We start from the raw sequence: 23910 nt of genomic DNA on the forward strand, positions 1-23910 counted from the left end.
GGATATTTACTCCTCCTGTTGAGGGGGAGCTTTCACCGGATTTTCCTGTCTCAACCAAGCTCAAGGCAGACATCATGCAGTTTGATTACATTATTGTCGGCGCCGGTTCTGCTGGCTGCGTACTTGCCAATCGTCTTTCCGAAAACCCCAACAACCGTGTCTGCCTGCTTGAAGCTGGCCCGGCAGACAACAGCCTGTTTATCCGCATTCCCGCCGGCATCATTCTGATGATGCGCTCCAATGCGCGAAACTGGCGTTATTACACCGTACCGCAAAAAGCCCTGAACAATCGCCAGATTTACATCCCCCGGGGCAAGACACTGGGTGGTTCCTCGGCGGTGAATGCCATGTGTTATACCCGTGGTCACAAGTGGGATTACGACCACTGGGCGTCACTGGGCAACGACGGCTGGAGCTTCGACGATGTGTTGCCGGTATTCAAACGCTGCGAGCACTATGAGCCCGGAGAAAGTGAATTCCACGGCACCCATGGCAAGCTCAACATCGCCGACCTGCGTTTCACTCACCCTGTCAGTAACGCCTTTATTGAAGCGGGCGTTCAGGCTGGGCACCCCGCTACCGACGACTTCAACAACGATGTCCAGGAAGGCGTGGGCATGTACAAGGTGAACCAGAAGGACGGTGAGCGCTGCGGTGTTTCCCGTGCCTATCTGCACCCGGTCATGGACCGGCCCAACCTGACCATCATGACCGACGCTTTGGTGAATCGGGTACTGTTCGAGGGCAAACGAGCCATCGGCGTGGAAGTGGAGCACAAGGGTCAGATCCGCACCCTGAAGGCCGACAACGAAGTCATCCTCTCCGGCGGCGCCATCAACTCTCCGCAGATTCTCAAGCTTTCTGGCGTGGGCCCGGCAGCGGAACTGGCCGAGCACAACATCCCGCTGGTCCACGACCTTCCCGGCGTGGGCGAGAACCTGCAGGACCACCCGGATGCCCTGGTGGTACACAAGAGCCTGCGCAAGGACACCCTGAGCCTGGCGCCGGGCGCCCTGCTCACTACCGGCCTGAAAGGCTTTATCGACTTCTTCTACCGTCGCACCGGTCAGCTGACCTCCAACGTGGCCGAAGCCGGGGGCTTTATCAAATCCGGGCCGGAGCAAGAGATTCCCGATCTGCAGTTGCATCTGACCGCCGCCAAACTGGATAACCACGGCCTCAACCTGCTGTTCAGCATGGGCTATGGCTACTCAGGTCACGTCTGCATTCTGCGTCCCAAGAGCCGCGGCAACATCACCCTGCGTGATGCCAACCCACGCTCTCCGGCGCTGATCGACCCGCGCTTCCTGGAGCATCCGGATGACATGGAAGGCATGGTCCGCGGCGTCAAGGCCATGCGCAAGATCATGGCCCAGGATGCGCTCAACGACTGGCGGGGCGATGAAATCTTCCCTGGCAATGAGGTGGAAAGCGACGAGGATATCCGTCACTTCCTGCGTCAGAAGTGCGACAACATCTACCACCCGGTGGGCACCTGCAAGATGGGCAGCGACGACATGGCCGTCGTCGACAGCCAGCTGCGCGTCCATGGCCTGGAAGGTCTGCGCGTGATCGACGCCTCCATCATGCCAACCCTGATCGGCGGCAACACCAATGCGCCGACAGTGATGATTGCCGAGAAAGGCGCTGACGCGATCCTCGGCGAGTAATCGCTGCAAGCCTTAAGCTACAAGCTGCAACGCGGGCCGGGCCGTGCTAATCACATAGCACCCTGCCCGCGTTTTTTATGGGAGGCTCTGTAGGTGCGTCGCTCGCGGCATGATTCGGGCATTGGTCAGGGTTGATGATGTAGGAGCACCTCTTGAGGTGCGAACCGAGCGTAGCGAGGCAACAGAGGCCAACGTCAAAGCACTATTTTTTCTGGAGAGACCTGTCGAGCTTTGCCATTCCTGATCGCCCTACGGTCGATTTCCTTGCTCCGCAAGGTTCGCACCTCAAGAGGTACTCCTACAGAGGCTTCGTAGACAGCATTGGGGTCGAGGAGCTTTCCATACTTTCCCTAACCAACGAGCGTAGCTCGTAGCTTTTCACCTTCCTGTCATCTTTCTTTTACACACTGCCTCTTTCGAATATCGCCTGATCCGATTGGGGGGATTTATGGTGGATGCAGTATCGTCTCCGCGTGCGCAGCTGGTGGAATTGCTGTGGCAATTGAAGCAGAACTTTGACCAGGAAAATGACAGCAGCTTGCGCTTTGTGCATTTCAATACACTGCTCAACGATCCGGTCTATCGGGCCGAGGTCATTAACCGGGCGGTCAATAGCGACAACCGAAAAATCCGGGCCCTGGGCCTGAAACTGCAGGACGCCAACCGAGACGGCATGCTGCTGCACAAGCGCCCACCAGCAAACAGCTCACCACTGCCGCTCACCAACCCCGATATCGCCGAAACCCTGGGAAGCGCATCCGCCGGTAGCGGGCAGAGCGCAAGATCACAATGGATGTATGCCTGGCTAGGCCTGGCTGCGATGATGCTCGGCGTGATTGGCTACTTTGCTTATCAGCCTCTTCATCAACTGGTTGCCGGCAAACAGGTGGTCAAAGGCTCTCTGTTTGGCAACCAGACCTGGCATGCCGGCACCACCTGGATCCTCGACGGGATCGTCTACCTGGAAGCCGGAGCCAATCTGACCATAGAACCGGGCACCCGCATTGAGGGCCGCCCCGGTTCTGCGCTGGTCATTACCCGCGATGCCACCCTGTTTTCCCGTGGCCAGGAAAATGCCCCCATCGTCTTTACCAGTCATCAGCCCGAAGGCACCCGCGCCACCGGTGACTGGGGCGGTGTGGTGATGCTGGGCAACGCCCCGGTCAACAAGGCTGACGCCCAGATAGAAGGGGTTCCCCATGGCGATGCCCGAGGCGCCTTCGGCGGCAGCGACCCGGGCTCCTCGTGCGGCATGATGGAATACACCCGCATCGAATTTGCCGGCTTCGAAGTCTATGCCAACAACGAACTGAACGGCCTGACCCTGGGTGGCTGCGGTGACGGCACCATTGTGCGCCATGTTCAGGTACATCGGGCCCTGGACGACGGCATCGAAGTGTTTGGCGGCACCGTGGATTTGCAGCATATCGTCATCACCGGCGCCGGCGACGATTCCCTGGACTGGGACATGGGCTGGCGCGGTCGGGTCCAGTTCCTTGCCATTCAGCAGCATGCCGATGCCGGTGACAATGCCTTCGAAGGCGACAATCAGGCGGGCAACCCTGATGCCCGCCCCCTATCCGCGCCGACCATGTACAACGTGACGCTGATCAGCCCGCGCAGTCACGACAAGTATCACCGTGCCATGACCCTCAAAGCCGGCTCCGGGGGCCACTTCCACAACATCATCATCGACGGCTTCTCCGGAGAAACCATTGACCTGAAAGGCACAGAAACGGTGGCCCGTATCCAGCAAGGCGAGCTCAGTTTTCAAAGCATGATGGTGAACCGGATCGGCAGCCGCGGGCTGACCTTCTTTGAACCCGAAAGCGGTGACAACGATGACGACGGGGACTTCGACGAACGCCGTTACTTCCAGAGCAGTGCCGTGGCCGCCCAGTTTGGCACAGATCCACTGCTGACCCGGGACGCCACCAGCGCCTCCCACCCGGACTTCGCCCCCACCTCACGCTCTCCGGCCCGTAATGGCGCCAGCCCCATTCCTCAAGGCGAATTCTGGGACGAAGCCGCCTCCTATCTCGGCGCAGTGCGCCCCGGCAGCGTACAGAACTGGACCGACGGCTGGACCGCCTATCCTCTGAACTAACACACCCCGGCATAGATAGGCGCCATGATCGCGCTGGCGAAAGGCCTCTGAAGACTCAGGGAGCCCGCCACGGGAGATGGGCGCCTACCGGGAGACAGGGGCCCCTCCTCGTACCACATTGGCGAAAAAACGTGCAATAGTCGCGTAACACGCGTATACTTTCGCGTCCTCGCCGACGCTCGCTCGGCCCCTCCTCCCAATTCATAGGTAACACATGTCAGATTCCCGTTCCGGGTTCGCCGATTTAGGCCTGCCCGAGGTTCTGCTCGCTGCGATTGCCCGTCAGGGCTTCCAGGAGCCGTCGCCGATTCAGGCGCAAGCCATCCCGCTGTTGCTCGATGGTCACGACCTGCTGGGCCAGGCACAAACTGGCACAGGTAAAACCGCCGCTTTCGCCCTGCCACTGCTGGCACGGCTGGATGCATCCCTGCGTCAACCACAAATGCTGATTCTTGCCCCCACTCGTGAACTCGCTATCCAGGTGGCCAAAGCCTGTGAAGAGTTTGCCCAGGGCATCAAAGGACTCAAGGTACTGCCGATTTATGGCGGCGGTGAATATCGTACGCAGCTGAAAGGCCTGCGTGACGGCGCCCAGGTGATTGTCGGTACCCCTGGACGCGTAATGGACCACATCGAACGTGGCTCCCTGAACCTGAACAACCTGCAAGCGATGGTGCTCGACGAAGCCGATGAAATGCTTCGCATGGGCTTCATTGATGACGTCAAATGGGTACTCGAACGTACTCCGGACGACTGCCAGCTGGCCCTGTTCTCTGCCACCATGCCACCGGTGATTCGCAAGGTTGCTGATCAGCACCTGAAAAATCCAAAGCTGGTGCGCATCGACAATGGCGTCGGCGCCACTGCCGGCACCAGCATCCGTCAGCGCTACTGGCCCGTGGCCGGGCTGAACAAACTGGATGCCCTGTGCCGTATTCTGGAAGCCGAAGAACACGATGCCATCATCGTTTTCGTGCGCACCAAGCAGGCTACCCTGGAGCTGGCTGAACAGTTGAACCGCCGTAACCTGCGTGCTGAAGCCCTGAATGGCGACATCCCGCAGCAACAGCGTGAAAAGACTGTCCAGCGCCTCAAGGACAAGCGCTTCGATCTGCTTATCGCCACCGATGTGGTGGCTCGTGGTCTGGACGTGGCACGCATCACCCACGTGATCAACTACGATATGCCCGGTGACCCGGAAGCCTATGTACACCGTATCGGCCGTACCGGCCGTGCCGGTCGCGAAGGCGACGCGATTTTGTTCGTTTCCCGCCGTGAGCAGCATGTGCTGCGTCAGATCGAACGCACCACTCGCCAGGCCATCGAAAAGATGACCCTGCCGTCCGTGGACGACCTGAACGCCAAGCGCATTGCCCGCTTCCAGGAGCAACTGACCGCCCTGCTGGAAGGCAACAGCCAGGAAGAAACCCGTGCACTGGTCAACCAGCTGCGCGACAGCATGGAAGTCAGCGATAACGACATGGCAACGGCGCTTGCCGTGATGATGTTCAAACGTGAACCGCTGATCCTGAAAGAACCGAAAATGGTCAAGGAAACACGCTCGCGTCGCGAACCTGCCCACGCGTCAGGCGGCCGTCGTGAAGACCGTCCTTCCCGTGGCAACAAGGGCAAGAGCGACAAGGTCATGCGCAGTTACCGCATCCAGGTCGGTCATGACCATGGCGTCAAGCCGGGCAACATCGTTGGTGCCATCGCCAACGAAGCCAAACTGCCCAGCCGCCTGATCGGACCGATCAAGATTCACCAGGACCACAGCACCGTAGATCTGCCGGAAGACCTGTCTCCCCGTCAGCTCCACGTGATCCGCACCGCGCGGGTCTGCCAGCGCTCCCTGGATCTGGAAGCGGTATAAGCGACTAGCAGCTAGCTTCTCGCTTTTAGCTGCAAAACAAAAAAACCGCGCCCGAAAGGGTGCGGTTTTTTTGTAGCTCGTAACTCGTAGCTTTCATTACTTCAAGAGCCGGAAATCCGGAATCCCACTTTCAGGCTCACCTGATAATGCCCCACTTTGCCATCCACGATATGGCCGCGGGTTTCGGTAACTTCGAACCAGTCCATCATTTTCAGGCTTTCACTGGCAGTCGCCAGGGCGTTATTGATGGCGTCCTCGATACTGGTCTTGGATGAGCCCACCAGTTCCACTTTCTTGTAAACATGATGATCGGACATTTCGCTCTCCTTTTCTGTCCTCGGTGACTTCATCTGTGACATCACCGAGCAGGCATTACAAGGGTAGCCCTCACGAAGTTGATCAAATATCCATCAATAAATCATTGAAAGGGGCCGTCATTTGCCCCACAAAGGAAACAGGAAAGGCAATTTTCCTCGAAGGAGGCAATGCGATGGATATGCACAAAATGACTCCCTGGAACTGGCTGAGCCAGGAAAGCAGCCGCGAACGCCCCCTGCCCCAGCGACAACCACGGCATCCGCTACTGCGCTGGGAGCGAGAGTTCGATAACTGGTTTGAGCAGATGCTGGGTGATATGGCCTGGACCACCCCGGCACCACACGCGGAGCCCAGCATCCCGTTCCGCCCCAACCTGGATATTCTCGAGCGTGATGATCATTACCTGATCACCGCTGAACTCCCCGGTGTGGAGAAGCGGTATCTGCAAATCACCCTGCACCATGATGCCCTGACCATCGCTGGTCATAAGCAGGAGGCGCAGAGCTCCGAGCGGGATGGCTATCACTATAGTGAACGGCGCTTCGGACAATTCCGGCGCATGCTCAATCTGCCTGCAGACGCAGACGGCGAGGCCATGGAAGCAGTGTTTCACAACGGCGTACTGTCTCTGACCATTCCTCGCCACGAACACCATGGGCAAGGCAGCAAGACCATCGAGATCCATTAGGGCTCGGCACCAATACCACCGCAGGGTGCACTGAGCCCAAGGCGAACTGCACCCTGCGAAAATGAGGAATTCTTTCCCGGTGCCAAGCGCGTCACACGCCCGATGGTAAACCGTCGTACCATGGGTTCGCTGATCAGGAGACCCATGATGCGTATTGCCCTTGCCCTGTTACTACTTATCAGCCTGCCGCTGGAGGCCGATGAAATCCGCCTCAGCGATGATCTGCAGGTCTATCCGCTGACCGAGCACACCTGGGTGCACCGCTCCTGGGAAGTGATTCAGGGTAAGCGCTATCCCTCCAACGGGCTGATCATCATCGAAGACGACACCCTCACCCTAATCGACACCGCCTGGGGCGAAGCCCCCACAGCGTTGTTACTGGACTGGATGGAACAGCAGTTTGGCAAGGCACCGGATCTGGCCATTCTCACCCACTCCCACGACGACCGCATGGGCGGCGCCCAGACGCTGGCGGAACGGGGCGTCCCCGCCTGGGCTCACCCGGCCACCCTGACCATCGCCCGCAACGATCCCGACACTTTCTATGATCCGGACATTCCCCTACCTCGACTCCTCGAGGCTTTCACGGAGCAATCACGGATCAAGTTCGCTAATCTGGAACTCTATTACCCGGGCCCGGCGCACAGCCCTGACAACATCCTTGTCTGGTATGCCCGCGACGAGGTACTGATCGGGGGGTGCGCAGTGAAGGGAGGCTCGGCCACTGCTATCGGCTATGTGGAAGGCTCGGACGCCAACCACTGGCCCGTTGCCATGGAAAACGTACTGGCCCGTTATGGCGCTGCCAGTATCGTAGTCCCCGGCCATGGAGAAATTGGCGATGCCAGCCTGCTTACCCATACACGCGATCTGGCCCGGCAGGGTGTTGCAGATCAGTAAGTCAGTGTTAGTGGGCCTTTTGCTCACCGCCGCCAGCGTGGCTGCGCTGGCAGACAATGACACCGTGTTGCGTTTCGATACACCGGTGCAGATCGATGGTGACGCCCGCTTTGATCGGGACAGCCCGCTGCAACCCAGTGCCAGCAGCTTTCGAATTCGGGAAGCCAACACTCTCAGCAGTGACAGTGGAGAGCGCTGGGCCCTGGTCACACTGGAGAACAACGACGGCGGCAAACGCATCCTGCAGGATAATTATCTGGTGGCAGAATTCGCCAATGGCGAACGGCGCCACCCTACCGGTCTGGAGGGCTCCTTCGCCGCCGGCGAGCTACAGCGCAAGATGGTTTTTTTCGGCTATCACCGCTTTCCCATCCTGCGCATCTTCACCGCACGCTGAGCGCTACTTTTCCTTGATCAGCAACTCGCTGAGCGGTTGACGCTCCGGCCGGAACTGATTGATGCGGTTATCCGCCTCATAGCCCAGCGACAATCCACACAGCAATTTATAGTTGTCCGGCAACTGGAAATGCTGCTCCAGCGGCGAACGCCACAGGCCTAACGCCCCCTGGGCACAGGTGCCGAGGCCCGCATCGGTGGCCGCCAGCATCAGATTCTGCAAAAAGATCCCCGCATCCAGGGCACTGTAAACACCCAGCCCTTCATGGACGAAGACAAACAATGCCACCGGGGCATTGAAGAAACGGAAGTTGTCGCGCATCTGTTCGTGGCGCGCCTGCTTATCCTGTCGGCCGATGTCCAGCAGCTCATAAAGCCCCCGGCCGGTGGCTACCCGGCGCGGTTGCAGATCATCTGGATAGTCCACCACCGGGCGAAAATCGCCATCAGGAACCCCATCCTTGCGTAACCAGGCCAGCACCTTTTTGGTCATGGGTGCTTTCTGTAGCGCGGCCAGCTTGTCAAACCGTGGCGGCAACTCCTGGCGCAGACTCTCCAGCACGTCCCCTCTGGCAATGGCAATCTGATAGGGCTGGGTGTTAGACCAGCTCGGTGCCGTGGTGGCAGTGGTGAGCAAGGCTTGCAGCTGCTCATCGCTGACCGGTTGATCAGTAAAGGCACGCACGCTGTGGCGTGCGCGAATCACATCACGAAATTCCATTATCCACTCCTGTTTGGCCATATCATGGCAGATGCCTACAATACCCGGCCATGACCAAGACCAACCCCACCCTGCGACGAGGCGCCAATTTCTCCCGTTGCCGTCAATACCGCTATGCCCTGTGGCGACACTGGGGCCCGGGCGATGATTTTCTGCTGTTGATCGGCCTCAATCCCTCCACCGCCGACCATCGCCAGGATGACCCTACCATTCGCCGCTGCATGGGCTTCGCCCGGGACTGGGGCTACTCGGGCCTGTGCGTGGCCAACCTGTTTGCCTACCGGGCCACCTACCCCGATGACCTGTTTGCCGCCAGCGACCCGGTGGGTCCGAAAAACGACCCGTGGCTGCGCAAGCTGGCCCGTCAGGCGGATCTGGTAGTGGCTGCCTGGGGCAATCATGGTCGTTTCATGGACCGGGCCAGCGCCGTGTCAGCCCAGTTACCTGCCATGCACTGCATACGCCTGAATGGTTCCGGAGAACCCGCTCACCCCCTGTACCTGCCCAAACACCTGACCGCCCGGCCCTGGCACCAGGCAACCTCTGAATAACCTTGTCCTGACCTTCACTCCAGCAGCAAGATAATAGTGTGAATTCTCCACGTCATGGATGACCGCCTTGGGCTCTCATACCGACAACAATATTCGTCGTGCTCGCTGGCTTGCTTACGGCGGGCTCATTCCCTTTTACGGCCTGGCGCTGCTGGCCTGGCTGGATACCTGTCGCGAGTGGGCCCTGCAAGGGGTGGCTGCCTATGCCGCCATAATCATTGCCTTTCTGGGCGCGGTGCACTGGGGGCGGGCACTGAATCAGTTTGATCGTGGTAACCAGTTCCCCACCCTGCTGTTTGGCATCATGCCGGCGGTGCTGGGTTGGTTTGCGCTACTTTTACCCCTGGAATTCTCCCTGCCCATGCTGGCGGCAGGCTTGGTGTTTGTCTGGGGCACAGAGCAGATGGTTTTTACCGAAGCCTTGCCCGGCTGGTACCGCCAGTTGCGACATCAACTCACTGCCGCCGCCGTGATCGCTGTGCTGATTGGCTGGGCCGCGACCATGGTCCCCATGTTCTGAGCACACCCGACACGTGTCCTTTTACAAGGTTTACCTCCACCCGACGACACAACCGTAGCCACCCCAGGCAGGCACAGCTAGACTGATTCAAATTCACAGGGAGACAGTGAAATGTTCTTGTTGCAACGCTATCGGGTCCGATTGCCCCTGCTCAGTGTTTTGTTCCTGTTCCTCCCTGTTGTTGTCACTGCCGAACGCCCCCTCAGTTATCAGACTGATATCCAGCCCATTTTTGAAAGCAAATGTCTGGCTTGCCACGGCTGCTATGACGCCCCCTGCCAGCTGAAACTGGAAGCCCCCGAGGGGCTGGATCGTGGCGCCAGCAAAGATAAGGTCTACAATGGAGCCCGCACCGAATCCGTGGCGCCTACCCGGCTGTTTCAGGACGCGCTGACCACCGCGCAATGGCGGGAGAAGGATTTCTTTTCCGTCATCGACAGCACCGACGGCATGCAGTCATCACTGCTCTACAACATGCTTGAGCTGGGCCGGAAGCACCGTTTTGCCGACAACGAAAAATTACCCGATGACATCACCCTGGGGCTGCAGCGAGTCAATGCCTGCCCCAAGCCCGAGGAATTTGCCGACTACGCCGACAAACATCCCATGGGCGGCATGCCCCTGGCCGTTACCGGCCTCACCGACCAGGAATTCGCCACGGTCAGCCAGTGGCTGAAACAAGGAGCCCCGTTGTCCTACCAGACCTTCGATCTGTCGGAAGACCAGCAACGACAAATCCAGGCCTGGGAAAAAATGCTCAACCAGCAAGACAAGCGCCATCAACTGGTGGCTCGCTGGCTCTACGAACACCTGTTCCTGGCTCATCTCTATTTCGGCGATGGCAGTGACAAACCGGATCATTTCTACAAGCTGTACCGCTCCAGCACCCCACCGGGCGAACCTCTGAAACCGGTGAACAGCGTGCGCCCCAATGATATGCCGCCCGAGCACTTCTGGTACCGCCTGATGCCAGTGCGTGGCAGCCTGGCACACAAGACCCACATCACCTTTGCACTCAACGACAAAAAACTGGCCCGAACCCGTGAGCAGTTTTTTGCCGGCGACTGGGAGGTGGAAACACTACCGGGCTACAGCTACGAACAACGCGCCAATCCCTTTCAAACCTTTGCGGATATTCCCGCGCGGGCCCGTTACCAGTTCATGCTGGATGAAGCGGAATACTTTGTGCGCACCTTTATTCGCGGACCGGTCTGCCGGGGCCAGGTAGCCACCGATGTGATACGCGACCACTTCTGGGCCGTGTTCCAGGACCCCGATCACGATCTCTACATTACCGATGACAATTACCGCGCCAAGGTCAGTGGCCTCCTCGGCCTGCCCGGCCAGGAAGACAATTTACTGTCACTGGGGCCTCAATGGCTCAAATACAGCGGCAATCGCAATGAATATCTGAACGCCCGACACCAGGCTTATGGAGAAAAAGACCCTCAGGGACCCACCTGGGAAAGTCTCTGGGACGGCGATGGCAAAAACCGCAATGCCCTGCTGACCATCTTCCGTCACCACGATAATGCTTCGGTGCGAAAAGGCCTGATCGGTGACCTGCCACTGACCACCTGGGTAATGGATTATCCCTTGTTTGAGCGTAGCTATTACAACCTGGTGGTGAACTTCAATGTATTTGGTTCTGTGTCCCATCAGGCCCAGACCCGTCTCTACTTCGACCTGATTCGCAACGGCGCAGAACAGAATACCCTGCGCTACTTTCCCCGCGAGCTTCGCAAGCCAGTGGTAGACAACTGGTACCAGAACACCGGCAAATTACGCCTGTATGTGAGCTATGCGTCGGTGGACACCAAACACCCTACCGACATCGACTATCAGACCAATACTCCGGTCAATGAATTCAACGATGGCCTGCTGAAACGCTTTGCCGCGATCAACGCCCGTCCGGATCCGATCAACCGTTGCGATGGGGAAGACTGCCACCGCAATCACATTGCTGACTGGTTAAAAGAGCCGGAAACCACTCTGGTCGGTATTGCCTCTACCATGGCGCAAGATCTGAAAGCCGTAAACTTCATGCCTGAGGTCACCATGCTGCGGGTGGAAAATGAAAACGGCGAGCGGGAAATCTATACCCTGATTCGCAATCGGGCTCACACCAATGTGGCCTTCATGCTGGGGGAATCCCTGCGCTACCAGCCACCGCTGGATACCCTGACCATCTACCCCGGCGTATTGGCCAGCTACCCCAACTTCATGTTCAACGTGCAGGCGGATGAGGTAGGTGACTTTGTCGCCGCCATGCAGGCAGTGGAAAAGGAAAAGGATTTCACCGCACTCACTGGCCGCTTCGGCATCCGCCGTACCCATCCGCAATTCTGGACCTACTTCCACGACCTGACCCGTTATCTGGAGGAACACCAGCCCAGCGAGGCAGCGGTTCTGGATATGAATCGCTACGAGAATCTGTAAAGGCAGCTGCAAGCTACAAGCTGCAACGCGGGTTGGGCCGTGCCAATCGAATAGCGCCCTGCCCGCAACGTTGATCTTGGAAGCCACTGTAGGAACTATGCTTGCATGGCGAACCGAGCGTAGGGAGGCGACAGAGATAAACGCCAAGGCACCACTGTTCCTGGAAAGACCTGTCGAGCCCTGTTGTTCCTGATCGCCCTGCGGTCGATTTCCGCGCAAGCGCGGTTCGCCATGCAAGCATAGCTCCTACAAGCGGCTTCGTAGATATCTCAGAGCTTGAGGAGCTTTTTAGCCTTTCCCTATTAAACGAGCGTAGCTCTTAGCCGACCGCCTCTACCCTTTCCTGCCCACTGTGGCTAGGTCTACAGCGCCCCCCGGTTGCCACTTGGCCCGACCTATCGGTCACACTGGTCAATGTGACTGAGCCCCTCCGGTCCATAATCGAGTGCAAATAGACACAACAACGAGGCGAACTCTCATGGCAAAAGATGCAGTTGGTTATGCGCTGACCGCGCTTAACCGTCTGGCCAGCTCGGAAGTGCTGGACAAGATCGGCATGCGCAAGACCGTGGAACGGCTTGCCTACACGCTCACCAAAAGCGGCTTTCAGGTGCTCACCACCACTGCCCGCACTTTCAAGTCCAGTAACCCGGGCAACAAGCCTGAACGGCTGAACGCACCGGGCCACACCCGCGATCTGTTCGATCTGAGCATCACCGACGAGCAACAGATGATTCGCGACAGCGTGCAGTCCTTTGCCCGTGATGTATTGCGTGACAAGGCGGAAGAAGCTGACGCCACCCAGAAGACCAGCGACGAGGTGATTGCCCAGGCGCTGGAACTGGGACTCAACTATTTTGCCGTACCGGAATCCCTGGGCGGCGCCGCTACCGAGCGCTCCACCGTGACCAGCATGCTGGTGGCCGAAGACCTGGCCCACGGTGACATGGGCCAGGCCGTGGCCATCCTTGCTCCCATGGGTGTGGCCAATGCCCTCACCCAGTGGGGCACCGCGCAACAACAAGACAAGTACCTGAGCAGCTTCGCGGAAGAGAGCCCCCCCAAGGCCACCATCGCTGTGTGCGAGCCCTACCCGTTGTTCGACCCCATGGCACTCAAGACCACCGCCCGCAAGGACGGTAATAGCTATGTGCTCAACGGTGAAAAGTCCCTGGTACCGCTCGCCGCCGAAGCAGAAATCTTTCTGGTGGCAGCCCAGGCCGATGACGGCCCGGCGGTGTTCATCGTGGAAGGTGGCAGCGAAGGCCTGGTAGCCGGCGATGATCCCTCCATGGGGGTCCGCGCCAGCGGTCAGCGTCCGTTGAAGCTGGACAATGTTCGCGTGCCGGTGGAAAACCGCTTGGGTAACGGTGATTTCGATTACCGTGCCTTTGTGGACCTGGGCACCTTGGCCTGGTGTGCGCTTGCCATTGGCACCTGTCAGTCCGTGCTCGACTATGTGGTGCCCTACTGCAACGAGCGCACCGCCTTTGGCGAGCCGATCAGTTACCGCCAGGCAGTGGCGTTCATGATTGCCGACATCGCCATCGAGCTGGATTCCATGCGCATGCTCACCTACCGCGCTGCCAGCCGTGCCGAACAGGGCAAATCCTTCCAGCGCGAGGCGCACCTGGCCCGCACCCTGGTCAAGGACAAGGCCATGAAGATCGGTACTGACGGCGTGCAATTGCTGGGCGGTCACGGCTTCACCCATGAATACCCGGTGGAGCGCTGGTACCGGGATCTGCGTGCCATCGGTGTCGCCTTTGGCGGCCTGCACCTGTAAGGAGGGAGACAACCATGAATATCGAAATTCCCAAGAAGTTCAAACCCCTGATCAACAACGCTTATCAGGTGGCCCAGAGCACCCTCCGCCCGATCTCGCGCAAGTACGACCGTGGCGAGCACGAATACCCGAAAGAGCTGGATATGCTGGCGTCGGTACTGGATGGCTTCAACGAAGGTGACCCGGCCAACTCCGCCGGCGCCGCCACCACCGGTAGCGGCAAGGTGCAGGACGACGGCAGCATCAAAAATGGCGCCAATATGGGCGTTTGCCTGGGTGCCATGGAAATGTGCTACGGCGATACCGGCTTCCTGCTGGCTATGCCCCGTCAGGGCCTGGGCAATGCGGCTATCGCTGCGGTGGCCAACGACGAGCAGCTGGAGCGCTTCAAGGGCAAGTGGGCCGCCATGGCCATCACCGAACCCAGCTGCGGCTCCGATTCTGCGGCCATTCGTGCCACCGCCAAAAAAGACGGGGATCACTATGTGCTGAACGGCGAGAAGATCTATGTGACCTCAGGCTCCCGCGCCGACTGTGTGGTGGTGTGGGCATCACTGGATCCAAAACTGGGCCGTGCAGCCATCAAATCCTTTGTCGTGGATTGGGGCACCCCGGGCATGGAGCTGGCGCGTCTGGAGAAAAAGCTCGGCATTCGCGCTTCCGACACCGCCGCCATCAACTTCATCGACTGCCGTGTGCCGGCGGAAAACCTGCTGGGCAGCCCGGAAGTGGATACCAAGAAGGGTTTTGCCGGGGTCATGGAGACGTTCGACAACACCCGTCCATTGGTAGCTGCCATGGCCATCGGCTGTGCCAAGGCGTCACTGGAGCGCATCAAGGAATTGCTGAAGGACAGCATGACCTATGATTACGGCAAACCGGTGGACAACTGCTCCGCGGTGGAAGCCGAAATCTACCGGATGGAAGCGGACTGGGAAGCGGCCTACTGGCTGGCGGTGAAAGCCGCCTGGATGGCCGACAACAAGAAGGCCAATACCCTGGAAGCCTCCATCTGCAAGGCCAAGGCCGGGCGAGTGGGCAATCAGATCACCCTGCGCTGCGTGGAACTGGCCGGTAGTATCGGCTACACCGAAGACGAACTGCTGGAAAAGTGGGCTCGCGACTCGAAGATTTTGGATATCTTCGAAGGCACCCAGCAAATCCAGCAACTGGTTATCGCCCGTCGGGTACTGGGTCTGAGCTCCAAGGAGCTGAAATAACCCGTCTCCTGGCAGTCTTGCCAACAAAAAAGCCGCACCTTCGGGTGCGGCTTTTTTGTTTCTGATTCCCACGTCTGGCCCAACCTGCATCTTCCGACTCACCCATGTCTTTCCTATTACTCAAACCGGTTTTAATCGCCCGAATTCCCTACTGCATAAAGAGACATAACGATGATGTTGCGGTGACATCGTCTGTGCCACCATCGAAGGCCGATGGAATGTAAAAAAACACTACACCCCGGTTACAGCTTTACTGCCGTTGCACAACAGGCTGGGCTGGTGCGCCGAAGTAAGGTGTAGGTGTAACAATAAAAAAGGAAGGGATCACCATGTCAGCACTCAAACTGCATCTGCTCGGTGCCGGTCTGGCGGGTTGTATGTTGCTCGGTCAGACAGCACACGCCAACCAGCAACAGGCTACCGTCATCCTCAGTCAGAGCTGCGAATACATGCTGCTCAACACTCGCGGCGGCATGGTGCTGGTCAAGCAACTGGACGGCGCCACCCCCGAGGCGGGCGACACCCTGAAAGGCAATATCGTCGCTGGCGACTTCACCAAATTGCAGAACACCCGGGATCAGGCTTCCATGCAGGTGTGGGTGGATCTTGTGGACCCGCACAGCAGCAAGGCACTAAGCCAGTACGGTCGCTACTGCACCTGAACGCCAGCCCTAATAAGAAAGGCCGCCCCGATCGGAGGCGGCCTTGGAACATGCTTAGCTGGGCTACACTCGCTTAGCTCTCAATTCCTGACGGCATACTTCCCCGCCCCGAGGAAGAACACCGCAACGGCGGTGAACAGGAAAAAGCCCTGTAATTCCAGTGCCCAGCCTCCTGTTTTGCTCAATGCAAACAGCTCTCCCATGTGCACCAACACAATGGCCACCAGCATATTGCCGGCAATCAGCACTGCGCCAATGCGGGTATGCACGCCCAGGATCACCATCAAAGGGGCGATGATTTCCCCAATAAAGACCCCATAGGCCAGGAACCCTGGCAAATTGTGAGAGGCCAGCTCCGCTGAAATCCAGCCGACGCCATGTTGCAGCTTACTAATGCCGTGCAGCAGCATCAGTAACCCCAGCGTCAAACGCAGCACCAGCTTGCCGATATCCGGATTGTTGACCATCTTTGCTCCCAGTGAAGAAATCGAATTGCCCGTCATTCAACCGTTTAGCCGGGTAAAAGAAAAGCGCCAGCAAGCTCGAATCAATACCCCCTCGCACAAGAAGCTCATCGATAGCATGCCAAACATATCGAATTATCAGGACAAAGCCTGCAACAAAACTCGATTTATCCATTTTTATTTGATGATTAAATACTCCCATCACGTCACTACCAGCTACTTGATTGAAAAGGATCCCCCATGAAAAACCTGCTTGCCTCTCTGACCCGTACCGACAGCACCTTCGCCCCCCTGGCCCTGCGCCTGCCGGTGGCCATCATCTTCATGGCCCACGGCGCCCAGAAACTGTTCGGCTGGTTCGGCGGCTATGGGCTGGAAGGCACCGGCCAGTGGATGGCCTCCATCGGCCTGGAACCCGGCTACCTGATGGCTCTGGGCGCCGGTAGCGCCGAATTCCTCGGCGGCCTGGCACTGCTGATCGGCCTGCTCACCCGCCCGGCCGCCGTGGCCCTAGCCTTCACCATGATCGTGGCTATCGTCACCGTGCACCTCGACAACGGCCTGTTCATGAGCAACAACGGTTACGAGTTCGGCCTGGCCTTGCTGGCCGCCAGTGTGTCACTGGCCATTTCCGGTGGTGGCCGTTTCAGCGCCGACCAGCCGCTCAACAAGGCCCTGCAATAAGGTCCATTGAGCTCTGCCCCTCCCCGTCCCATACTCCCGCTTTTGCGACGGAGTAAGGGATGGGCACTTTTCGTTACTGGCAGACACCCCGCGCGGGCAATATGGCGCGGCTGACCCTGCACACGAACACCCTGCCACCGCTCAAGGACAGCGAGATGCGCGTCAAAGTCCATGCGGTGGGCCTGAACTTCGCCGATATCTTTGCCCTCACTGGCCTCTATTCCGCCACCCCCCAGGGCGCCTTTACCCCCGGCCTGGAGTTTGCCGGCGAAGTACAGGAAGTCGGTCAGCAGACGCAAGGGTTTACCGTGGGCGACCGGGTCATGGGCGTCACCCGCTTCGGTGGCTACACCACGGTTATCGACAGCGAGGCGGATTACCTGATCCCCCTACCCGCAGACTGGGACTATGCCCAGGGCGCCGCCTGGCCGGCACAGACCCTGACTGCCTGGTACGCCCTCATCCATCTTGGTGCCCTGCAAGCGGACCAGCAGGTGCTGATCCACAGCGCCGCTGGGGGCGTAGGCCTGCAGGCCATGAAACTGGTACAGGCGCTGGGCGCCCGCCCCACCGGCACGGTGGGCAGCGAAGAGAAAGCCACCTGGCTACGGCAACAAGGGTTTGCGGATGTGCTGGTCCGCGAGGCCGACTTTGCCGGACAACTGCAACGAGACGAACGGCACTTCGACCTGGTACTGGATGCCATCGGCGGCCAGGTTCAGACCGCCAGCTTCGACGCCTTGAACCCCATGGGCCGGCTGGTAGTATTCGGCGCCGCCGAATTCACCCCCAGCCACAACCGCCCCAACTACCTGAAAGCCGCCTGGCGCTACCTGCGCCGTCCCCGCTACGACGTGATGGAGATGATCAGCAGCAACCGCTCGGTGCTGGCCTTCAACCTGATCTGGTTATGGGAACAGAAAGGCAAGATGCAGGCACTGCTGGAGGAGTTGCAGACGATCCCCCTGCCACCGCCCCATGTGGGCCATCGCTTTGCTTTTGAAGACGCCCACGCAGCTTTAGCGCTGCTGCGCTCAGGGCAGTCTGTGGGCAAGGTTGTGCTGGAAGCATCTAACCCCGTTGAACCGTAGGAGCTATGCTTGCATGGCGAACAGAAACCAGAAGGGAAACTATTTGTTCTTTCGGGAATCCGCGATCAGCAAGAAAATAAAAAAACCGACGGCGATAAAATGAAATAACGCCACCCAACCAAAACCCATATTTTGGGCCATTTCAAAGATCCAAAGAGAACTCCTCCTCTGAGAGAATGGTTCATCAGGCTCACTAAAATAATAGAGCCCCTGCACCAAGCCAAAAAAAGAGATCACCAAATAGCCAAATTGCCTGGCGGCCAACGATTTCACTTTCCCTCCCCTGCCATTCCTTGGGTCTTTTATGAATTTTCAGTACATATTATCTATTTTTCTATCATAGGAGCGTCACTGGCGGCGCGAACCGGAACGAAGTGCAGGTAACGCCCGCTAGGGCGGCCCGTAGGGTGCACGAAGTGCATAAACCCAAATTCCTGAAAATCCGTATTTACCACAGAGGTCACAGAGATCACTGAGGAAAAGACAGGTTTTTCTCTGTGTGCTCTGTGCCCTCTGTGGTGAAATTCTTTTGATCCAGGTCTGGAATCGCGCCGCCAGCGACGCGCCTACGGGAAAAGCTGGCGGATTTGTTCGGCACTGGTGGGGCGCACTACCCGATCCACTTCCTTGCCGTCACGAATCAGGATCAGCGTGGGCCACAGTTTGACGCGATAGCTGCGACCCAGGGGGCGGCCGGGGCCATCGGCAATTTTTTCGTGGTGCACCTCGGTCATCGGCGACAGCACCGTTTCGATGTCTTTCTGGGCGGCGATGCAGTAGCCGCACCAGTTGGCGCCGAACTCCAGGACCCAGGTGCCCGGCCGTTGCGCCACCGCGTCGCGGCTGAGGGTTTCCTCTTCATAGGTCTTCACATAACTCATTTCATAACCGCTCGCGCAAAAATTCCACAAAGGCCCGCACCTTGGCCGGGGTATGGCGCCCCGGCGGGTAGACCGCGTAAATACCCCCACCGGGCAGATCCCAATCTGGCAGAACTCGCTGCAGACCACCCCGCTCCAGTTCGTCAGCGGCAATGGAATCCGCCAGCACCGACAGGCCCGCCTGTTGCAGCAACAACTGTTTGGTCACCGCCGTGGTATTGGCCTTCAAGGCTCCCTGCATGCGTACTGTGCAACGCTCGTCTGCCCGGGAAAAGGTCCAGGTCAGCGGGGACGGCAGCGGCGTAAACGTCACCCAGGGCAAGGCGGCCAGATCCCGGGGGTGACTTACCGGCCCATGGCTTGCCATGAACGCCGGCGACGCCACCAGAAACTGCTCGAATTCCCCCAGACGAGTGGCGCGCAGGGACGAGTCCTTCAACCAGCCCAGGCGAATGGCCAGATCGATACCCTCTTTGACCATGTCTGCCACGCTATCGCCGGTGCGTAATTCGATCTCCAATTGCGGGTGACGCTCACTGAAGGCCACCACCGCCGGCGCCACCATCTGGGCCGCGAAATCTTCCGGGGCGGTAATGCGCAGCTCCCCCTGCAGGGTCTGCTGGTCGGTCTCCACCTGATCCAGCAGACCTTCCAGTTCGCTAAACAGGGGCGTGAGCCCGGCCAGCAGCCGCTCCCCGGCTTCGGTGAGTTGCACCTGGCGGGTGGTGCGAGTCACCAGCGCCACACCCAGGCGCTGCTCCAGCCGCTTGATGGACAGGCTGATCTTGCTCTTGTTGCACCCCAGCCGTTCCGCCGCGCCGGTGAAGCTGCCAGCCCGGGCCAGGGCCAGAAACAGGGGCAAGGCATTGAGATCAAATTCGGCTTCCACATCAGACTCACTGTTTAGAAATCAACAACACTGATTTACTTATTAGGCTATTTTTCCGATCAGTGCAAACACCGATACTGATCATGTCGAAACGAATTGGATCAGGAGTTACCCCCATGAAAATTGCATTGATTGGTGCCAGCGGTTTTATCGGTTCCTCCCTGCGCGAAGAAGCCCTGCGTCGCAGCCATCAGGTAACGGCCCTGGTCAGTCAGCCGGACAAGTTGAATGCCACCGCCACCAACCTGAGCGTCAAACAGGTGGATGTACAGAACACCGCGCAACTGACTGAGGCGCTCACCGGCGCGGATGTGATTATCAGCGCCTTCAGCGGCCACGCCCAGGACGATATCCGTGGCTATTACGTGCAGGGCGTGAAATCCATTATCGCGGCAGTGAAAGCCGCTGACGTGGCCCGCCTGGTGATAGTGGGCGGTGCCGGATCCCTGCGGGTGGCGGCGGATAGGCTATTGATCGACACCCCGGCTTTCCCGGAGGAGTACAAGCCCACCGCCCTGGGTGCTCAGGATGCCCTGGCCCTGCTGCAGGCAGAGCCGGCGGTGAACTGGACCATGCTGTCGCCGGCGGCGGAAATCTTCCCCGGTGAGCGTACCGGCCAGTTCCGTCTGGGCCAGGACGATCTGCTGGTGGATGACCAGGGCAACAGCCGGATTTCTGTTCAGGATTATGCCGTGGCACTGCTGGATGAAGTGGACCATCCGCAACATGAACGTCAGCGTTTCACCCTGGCCTACTGAAAACTGAAAAGCGGAGCGGTAACGACCACCGCTCCCCTTTCGGCTTTCTTTTATGGTTAGATGCGGGAAACGGCAGAGAACGGAAAGCCCTGTGACTGAACAACCGGTAATCACCGAGACCCGCGACGACCTTTTCATCATCACCCTCAACCGCCCCGAAAAGCGTAACGCGGTGGATCGCCCCACGGCGGATGCGTTACGTACCGCTTTCGAGACCTTTGAGCAGAACGCCGATCTCAAGGTAGCCATTCTCACCGGCGCCGGCGGCAACTTCTGTGCCGGTGCCGATCTGTCCGCCCTGTCCGATCCGCAACGACGCAATGAAATCGACGAAGCCGGCAGCGGCCCCGGGCCCATGGGCCCCACTCGCATGCTGCTAGGCAAACCGGTGATTGCCGCCGTGAGCGGCTTTGCCGTGGCCGGCGGCCTGGAGCTGGCGCTGTTGTGCGACTTGCGAGTGGCGGAAACGTCCGCCACGTTCGGCGTGTTCTGCCGGCGCTGGGGCGTGCCCCTGATCGATGGCGGCACCGTGCGTCTGCCTCGACTGATCGGCCACAGCCGCGCCATGGATATGATTCTGACTGGCAGGCCGGTGGCGGCCGATGAAGCCCTGCAGATCGGCCTGGCCAACCGGGTGGTTGCCGACGGTACGGCACTGGATGAAGCCATTGCCCTGGCCCGGCAAATCGCCGCCTTCCCCCAGCAATGCCTGCAGGCCGACCGGCTGTCTGCCTATCAACAATGGGATCTGCCCCTGGATGAAGCCCTGCGCCGGGAAGGCGCCGGCGGCTATCCGGTGGTGTTCGAAGAAGCCATCGGTGGCGCCGAACGTTTCCGGCAAGGCGCCGGCCGGCATGGGACATTTGAAGAGTGAGTTTTGTGGAATGACCATCTCGGCAGTGAAATATTAGCAGCCAATCCGGTTTCTCGGGCCAAGGTTCGCCATGCAAGCATAGCTCCTACAGTGCCATCAGCGCTTCTGTAGAAATGAAACGCGGGCACCGCCTGACAGTTTGATCCAACAGGCCCGCCCGCGCTTATCCACTTTCAACGCAACTGAATCAGCGAATCACCACAAAGAACACACCGCCATTACGATTGACCCGCAACAACAGGGTGCCATCCTTGTCACCGATGGCATTGCGCAGTTCCGCCGTGTTCACCACATCCTGCCGATTGGCGTTGATGATCACATCGCCACGACGCAACCCGGCCCGCCAGGCGGGAGAGCCCTGCTTCACATCGTCCACCAGTACGCCACTGTCTGCATGCTGCAGCTCACCTTTGCGCAGGTCGCGCAGGTTGGCGCCTTGCAGATACTTGGAAACCGACTCGCCGCTGGATGCCTGCTGGGTCGACTCACTGATGACCGCTGTCATCTCGCGCTTTTTGCCATCGCGCAGGACCGTCAACGTCACCTTCTCGCCCACCGGCGCCATGCCAACCTTGTTACGCAGATCCGCAGCCCGCTTCACCGGGCGGCCGTCCACGGCAATCACTACGTCACCACTTTTAATGCCGGCTTTTTCCGCCGCGCTTTCCTCCATGACCTGGGTAATCACTACCCCGTTCTTGCGCTCTACACCGAAGGCCTCCGCCAGCTCGGCGGTAAGATCCTGAATGGTGACACCCAGCACGCCGCGGCGAACTTCACCATGCTCGATCAGCTGGTGCATCACGTTCTCGGCCATTTCTGTGGGGATGGCGAAGCCGATACCCACATTGCCGCCGGCGGGAGCGATGATGGCAGTGTTGATGCCCACCAGTTCGCCGCGCAGGTTTACTAGGGCGCCACCGGAGTTGCCCGGATTGATGGACGCATCGGTCTGGATAAAGCTTTCATAGCCTTCAATGCCCAGGCCGGTTCGACCCAACGCTGAGACAATGCCACTGGTCACGGTCTGCCCCAGTCCGAACGGGTTACCAATGGCCACTACAAAATCCCCCACCCGCAAGCCGGTGGAATCGGCAATGGCAATCTGGGTGAGATCCTCAGCGGATTCCAGCTTGAGTACCGCCAGATCCACTTCCTCGTCGGTACCCACCAGCTCGGCAGACAACTCCCGACCATCGGTGAGGGTAACCTCAATGGAGTCCGCGTTCTTCACCACGTGGGCATTGGTCAGCACATAGCCTTCCTTGGCATCCACAATCACGCCGGAACCGGCACTGGCGGCACGGCGCTCACGTTGCTGATGCTCGGGGATATTGAAAAAACGGCGGAAGAAGGGATCTTCCATCAAGGGATTACGGGCGGTACGGATCCGCGTTTCGATGGCGATATTGACCACCGCCGGGGAGGTTTTTTCCAGCATCGGCGCCAGCGATGGCAGCGCCTGGCCGTCGCCCGTCACAGATGGCAACGCCGCCTGAGCCGGGGAAAAAGCGATGACACACAGTGCCAGCATCCAGACAACAGGTTGCAGCGGATTCTTGGAATTCAACAACGTCGTTCCTCCTGTACTGAGAAAACAAGCAATAAGCGGGTTATATCGGTGGAGGCCTTCCCTCCTCCCTACGGCAGATGCATCGGTCACCCAGGGCGGATAGCAACGCCGTACTGCTTTTCTGACATTCCTTCAGGGCGACGGTTCCGAGGCAAACACTCTCACCCCGTTGTACTCGCTGGATTCCCCCAGATCCGGCCAGGTGCAGGACTGCCACTGCCCCAGCAACTGGTAGCCGGGCGGGTCCAGGTCAGGCACCCGGGAATCGGCCAGCAGCACCCGATTGACCTGCTGGAAGCGAGCCAGCAACGGCAGGTTTTCCCGGTCGTAGAGGATATCCGCCGCCGTTACCAGATCCGCCGCGGCCAAGGCACTGTCCAGATCCTGGCTCAGTTCGATATCAACCTGGTTTTCTGCCGCGTTGAGCGCGGTGGCGGTCAGCGCATCCTGGTCCAGATCACAGGCGATCACCCGTGACGCCCCTGCCAGGGCGGCGGCAATGGCAACCACCCCGGAGCCCGGCCCCACATCCACCACACAACGGCCCCTCACCCACTCGGGGTGGCTGAGCAGGTATTCGGCCAACACCTGCCCGGAGGCCCAGCAAAAAGACCAGTACGGCGGCTCTTCCATGATCGCATTGACGATGTGCGGGTCCAGGGCCTGTTCGGGGAACAGTTCATCCAGCAGCCATAAGCGGATCTGTGGTGTCTTCGGCAGTGCCTGGCAGACTAGGGATACCGCCGGTAATACGCGTTGGAGCCGTTCATGTAAGGCGTCAAGGCCTACTCTTTCCTGATTGCTTGTCATACCCTAGGGCCTTGTTTCGCCAATCCAAATCGTCC

General features: G+C 59.1%; 24 protein-coding genes. 16 read left to right on the forward strand and 8 right to left on the reverse strand.

Annotation, left to right across the window (positions count from 1 at the left end):
* The first annotated feature begins 74 nt into the window (after nt 1-74).
* The 3 genes from ACMG4N_RS13850 to ACMG4N_RS13860 all read left to right on the forward strand — a co-directional run bounded on the left by ACMG4N_RS13850 (nt 75) and on the right by ACMG4N_RS13860 (nt 5650).
* Complete coding sequence (locus tag ACMG4N_RS13850; RefSeq protein ID WP_297768644.1) at nt 75-1670, forward strand: GMC family oxidoreductase; 1596 nt, start codon at nt 75-77, stop codon at nt 1668-1670.
* A gap of 448 nt (nt 1671-2118) precedes the next feature.
* On the forward strand, nt 2119-3777 hold the full coding sequence (locus ACMG4N_RS13855) for a hypothetical protein (protein WP_297768641.1): 1659 nt from the start codon (nt 2119-2121) through the stop codon (nt 3775-3777).
* Between the two features lie 214 nt (nt 3778-3991).
* Complete coding sequence (locus ACMG4N_RS13860; protein ID WP_297768638.1) at nt 3992-5650, forward strand: DEAD/DEAH box helicase; 1659 nt, start codon at nt 3992-3994, stop codon at nt 5648-5650.
* A gap of 101 nt (nt 5651-5751) precedes the next feature.
* Here ACMG4N_RS13860 and ACMG4N_RS13865 read toward each other — a convergent pair whose 3' ends face one another.
* Complete coding sequence (locus ACMG4N_RS13865; RefSeq protein ID WP_297768635.1) at nt 5752-5967, reverse strand: dodecin; 216 nt, start codon at nt 5965-5967, stop codon at nt 5752-5754.
* Between the two features lie 173 nt (nt 5968-6140).
* On the opposite strand from ACMG4N_RS13865, the gene ACMG4N_RS13870 reads away from it, so the two are divergent.
* The 3 genes from ACMG4N_RS13870 to ACMG4N_RS13880 all read left to right on the forward strand — a co-directional run bounded on the left by ACMG4N_RS13870 (nt 6141) and on the right by ACMG4N_RS13880 (nt 7953).
* Complete coding sequence (locus ACMG4N_RS13870; RefSeq protein ID WP_297768632.1) at nt 6141-6656, forward strand: Hsp20/alpha crystallin family protein; 516 nt, start codon at nt 6141-6143, stop codon at nt 6654-6656.
* A 144-nt stretch (nt 6657-6800) separates the two neighbouring features.
* The gene (bla, locus tag ACMG4N_RS13875) at nt 6801-7556 is read left to right on the forward strand and encodes a subclass B1 metallo-beta-lactamase (RefSeq protein ID WP_414432094.1); all 756 of its coding nucleotides are present in this window, start codon (nt 6801-6803) and stop codon (nt 7554-7556) included.
* A gap of 10 nt (nt 7557-7566) precedes the next feature.
* Entirely contained in the window at nt 7567-7953 is a 387-nt protein-coding gene (locus ACMG4N_RS13880; protein ID WP_297768626.1) for a hypothetical protein, read from the forward strand.
* Nucleotides 7954-7956: 3 nt separating this feature from the next.
* On the opposite strand, the gene ACMG4N_RS13885 is transcribed toward ACMG4N_RS13880, so the two are convergent.
* Nucleotides 7957-8673, reverse strand: coding sequence for a nitroreductase (locus ACMG4N_RS13885; RefSeq protein WP_297768623.1), 717 nt, complete (start codon nt 8671-8673; stop codon nt 7957-7959).
* A gap of 50 nt (nt 8674-8723) precedes the next feature.
* Between ACMG4N_RS13885 and ACMG4N_RS13890 the strand changes: the two genes are divergently transcribed.
* The 6 genes from ACMG4N_RS13890 (at nt 8724) to ACMG4N_RS13915 (ending at nt 15851) form a co-directional block, all read left to right on the forward strand.
* Nucleotides 8724-9224, forward strand: a complete 501-nt coding sequence (locus ACMG4N_RS13890) for a DUF1643 domain-containing protein (protein WP_297768621.1) — start codon at nt 8724-8726, stop codon at nt 9222-9224.
* A gap of 67 nt (nt 9225-9291) precedes the next feature.
* Complete coding sequence (locus tag ACMG4N_RS13895; protein ID WP_272962364.1) at nt 9292-9744, forward strand: DUF3429 domain-containing protein; 453 nt, start codon at nt 9292-9294, stop codon at nt 9742-9744.
* A gap of 111 nt (nt 9745-9855) precedes the next feature.
* Nucleotides 9856-12183: a fatty acid cis/trans isomerase gene (locus ACMG4N_RS13900; RefSeq protein WP_297768616.1), complete on the forward strand. Its 2328-nt coding sequence runs from the start codon at nt 9856-9858 to the stop codon at nt 12181-12183.
* Between the two features lie 478 nt (nt 12184-12661).
* Nucleotides 12662-13969 (forward strand): acyl-CoA dehydrogenase family protein, encoded by a 1308-nt coding sequence (locus ACMG4N_RS13905; RefSeq protein WP_414432097.1) that lies wholly within the window; start codon nt 12662-12664, stop codon nt 13967-13969.
* 14 nt (nt 13970-13983) lie between these two features.
* Complete coding sequence (locus ACMG4N_RS13910; protein WP_035247762.1) at nt 13984-15189, forward strand: acyl-CoA dehydrogenase family protein; 1206 nt, start codon at nt 13984-13986, stop codon at nt 15187-15189.
* 329 nt (nt 15190-15518) lie between these two features.
* Entirely contained in the window at nt 15519-15851 is a 333-nt protein-coding gene (locus ACMG4N_RS13915) for a hypothetical protein (RefSeq protein ID WP_297768601.1), read from the forward strand.
* A gap of 80 nt (nt 15852-15931) precedes the next feature.
* Here ACMG4N_RS13915 and ACMG4N_RS13920 read toward each other — a convergent pair whose 3' ends face one another.
* Complete coding sequence (locus ACMG4N_RS13920) at nt 15932-16318, reverse strand: DoxX family protein (protein ID WP_297768598.1); 387 nt, start codon at nt 16316-16318, stop codon at nt 15932-15934.
* Between the two features lie 237 nt (nt 16319-16555).
* On the opposite strand from ACMG4N_RS13920, the gene ACMG4N_RS13925 reads away from it, so the two are divergent.
* Together ACMG4N_RS13925 and ACMG4N_RS13930 are read left to right on the forward strand one after the other, a co-directional pair.
* Nucleotides 16556-16999 (forward strand): DoxX family protein, encoded by a 444-nt coding sequence (locus ACMG4N_RS13925; RefSeq protein WP_297768595.1) that lies wholly within the window; start codon nt 16556-16558, stop codon nt 16997-16999.
* Between the two features lie 59 nt (nt 17000-17058).
* Complete coding sequence (locus tag ACMG4N_RS13930; RefSeq protein WP_297768592.1) at nt 17059-18090, forward strand: zinc-binding dehydrogenase; 1032 nt, start codon at nt 17059-17061, stop codon at nt 18088-18090.
* Between the two features lie 39 nt (nt 18091-18129).
* On the opposite strand, the gene ACMG4N_RS13935 is transcribed toward ACMG4N_RS13930, so the two are convergent.
* The 3 genes from ACMG4N_RS13935 to ACMG4N_RS13945 all read right to left on the reverse strand — a co-directional run bounded on the left by ACMG4N_RS13935 (nt 18130) and on the right by ACMG4N_RS13945 (nt 19860).
* Nucleotides 18130-18363 (reverse strand): hypothetical protein, encoded by a 234-nt coding sequence (locus ACMG4N_RS13935; protein ID WP_297768590.1) that lies wholly within the window; start codon nt 18361-18363, stop codon nt 18130-18132.
* A 293-nt stretch (nt 18364-18656) separates the two neighbouring features.
* Nucleotides 18657-18971, reverse strand: coding sequence for a thioredoxin family protein (locus ACMG4N_RS13940; RefSeq protein ID WP_297768587.1), 315 nt, complete (start codon nt 18969-18971; stop codon nt 18657-18659).
* Between the two features lies 1 nt (nt 18972).
* Complete coding sequence (locus tag ACMG4N_RS13945; RefSeq protein ID WP_297768584.1) at nt 18973-19860, reverse strand: LysR family transcriptional regulator; 888 nt, start codon at nt 19858-19860, stop codon at nt 18973-18975.
* 116 nt (nt 19861-19976) lie between these two features.
* Here ACMG4N_RS13945 and ACMG4N_RS13950 point away from each other — a divergent pair, with 116 nt between their 5' ends.
* Nucleotides 19977-20618, forward strand: a complete 642-nt coding sequence (locus ACMG4N_RS13950; RefSeq protein ID WP_297768579.1) for an NAD(P)-dependent oxidoreductase — start codon at nt 19977-19979, stop codon at nt 20616-20618.
* 91 nt (nt 20619-20709) lie between these two features.
* Nucleotides 20710-21492: a crotonase/enoyl-CoA hydratase family protein gene (locus tag ACMG4N_RS13955; protein ID WP_297768576.1), complete on the forward strand. Its 783-nt coding sequence runs from the start codon at nt 20710-20712 to the stop codon at nt 21490-21492.
* A gap of 187 nt (nt 21493-21679) precedes the next feature.
* On the opposite strand, the gene ACMG4N_RS13960 is transcribed toward ACMG4N_RS13955, so the two are convergent.
* On the reverse strand, nt 21680-23026 hold the full coding sequence (locus ACMG4N_RS13960; protein WP_297769426.1) for a DegQ family serine endoprotease: 1347 nt from the start codon (nt 23024-23026) through the stop codon (nt 21680-21682).
* Between the two features lie 171 nt (nt 23027-23197).
* Nucleotides 23198-23875 carry a 50S ribosomal protein L11 methyltransferase gene (locus ACMG4N_RS13965; RefSeq protein ID WP_297768573.1) on the reverse strand — a complete coding sequence of 226 codons (678 nt, stop codon included), beginning with the start codon at nt 23873-23875 and terminating at the stop codon, nt 23198-23200.
* Nucleotides 23876-23910 lie beyond the last annotated feature (35 nt).

The sequence above is a fragment of the Alcanivorax sp. IL2 genome, from assembly GCF_047495475.1.
Classification (GTDB): Bacteria; Pseudomonadota; Gammaproteobacteria; order Pseudomonadales; family Alcanivoracaceae; genus Alcanivorax.